The 1,674-nt window shown below is 64.8% G+C and carries 1 pseudogene; it reads right to left on the minus strand.

The features are described 5' to 3' along the window. Positions 1–221: 221 nt before the first annotated feature. Positions 222–1,518 (minus strand): annotated as a pseudogene (locus tag OC550_RS22255) (IS110 family transposase). Positions 1,519–1,674 lie beyond the last annotated feature (156 nt).

Below are 1,674 nucleotides of genomic sequence, written 5' to 3' on the forward strand. Positions count from 1 at the left end.
GGACAACGTCCTATGTCGGGAAGCAGCGGCGGGTTTTGGCCAGCAGATATCCATGCGCCGACAACCATCGGCGCGGCATGCAATCTGAGCCAGATGGCTCCCACCGTCAACGGGATCGCTCCCTGCCATAGCAAACGCAGGATCCAGCGGCGCCGGGGCGACCGTGGTCCTCACCATCCTTAAAACGAGATACGCACCCAGGTGGAAGGCCCGAACATTATCTACAGGGTCGCTCGAGGAGCGCCCTCACGGCACTTGCAGAGAGGGGTCCTTCCACCTGGCATCCGACCGTTCGAGGAACGGCCGGTACTCTGTTCCCGTCTTGATGACGGCGTGAGCCACGCGCGCCATCTTGGCGGTGAGCGCCGTCATCGCCTTGCGGCGACGGTCGGCATCGTCCGCGTGCCCGGCAATGTATCGTCCGAGCTTGTCGCGGAAGCTGTTGTCGCGCTGACGCGCGGCGACCTGGGCAGCCATCCAGAAGGTGCGGCGCAGGCGCGCGTTGCCGTATTTGGACAGCCTGGTGCGGCCGCGGAACGTGCCCGACTGGCAGGTCGCGAGATCGAGGCCGCAAAACTTCAGGAACTGGCGATGATGGTTGAAGCGGCGCAGATCACCGGCCTCGGCCAGGATGGTCAGCGCATTGATCGGACCGATGCCCGGAATGTTGCGCAGCAGCTGGTAGTCGACGTCATCGGCGAGCCGCGCATGGGCCAGCCGCTCGATCTCGTCGCGCTGGTGGATGAGGCTGCGGCCCTGTGCAATGACCATGCGGAACATGGTGACGGCGGCGGAGTCCTCCGGCACCGGCAGTGCCGTCGAGGCGAACGCCGTCTCGTAGATGTCGTTGATGAGGCGTGCCTTGGAGACCTTGCGGCCGATGAGCGGCCACGCCGCGGCCGAGAACGCCTCGCGGTCCAGTGCCGTGATGGTGGCCGGCGTCGGAAACCGCTCGATGAGCGCGAGAAACCAGTCGGACCGGCTGTTACCTGCGAAGCGGGCGATCTCGGGGAAGTACAGCGGCAGATAGTGGGTCAGGATCCGGTGCCAGGTCTGCGTTTTCATCCTGGAGATCGTCTCGTGGGTCTTCGAGAGTTCCTGCAGGTCATTGATGCCCGCGGCGAGCGGGTCGACGTAGCGCTGCGTCGCACCGATCCGCAGCATGTGGAGGATGACCTGCGCGTCCTTGGGGTCGTTCTTGTCCCAGCCATTGTGCAACGCCTCGCGTGTTCGGGCGAGCGCGACCGACGAGATGAGGCGCAGCTCAAACCCCGCCGTCAGCAGCCGGTGCGCCAGCGTGCGATGGTAATTACCCGTCGCCTCGAACCCGACGATGATGGGACGACCGATGGCAGCGAGCTGCTCGACGAAGCCGTCATAGTCCTCCTTGGTCGCCATGACGGTCATCCGCCGGCGCCGGCCGCCTTCCGGTCGCTCGATAAGGACCTCCTGCCGGTTCTTGGACATATCGATGGCTACCAGCACGGCGCCGGCAGGCGTAGAGGTGAGCTTGGTCATGGTCGGTCGGCCTCCAAAGTGTTGTCTCGACAACCTCACTTTAGATACCTGCTGACCGACCATGGCTTGCCCTGATGAAGCCTGCGGCCGCTTCGCGGCCTTGCCTTCATCAGGGCCATAGCGGCCCCCGAACCAGCGCTTCCCAATGTGCTACGG

The organism is Arthrobacter sp. Marseille-P9274 (genome assembly GCF_946892675.1).
Lineage (GTDB): Bacteria > Actinomycetota > Actinomycetes > Actinomycetales > Micrococcaceae > Crystallibacter.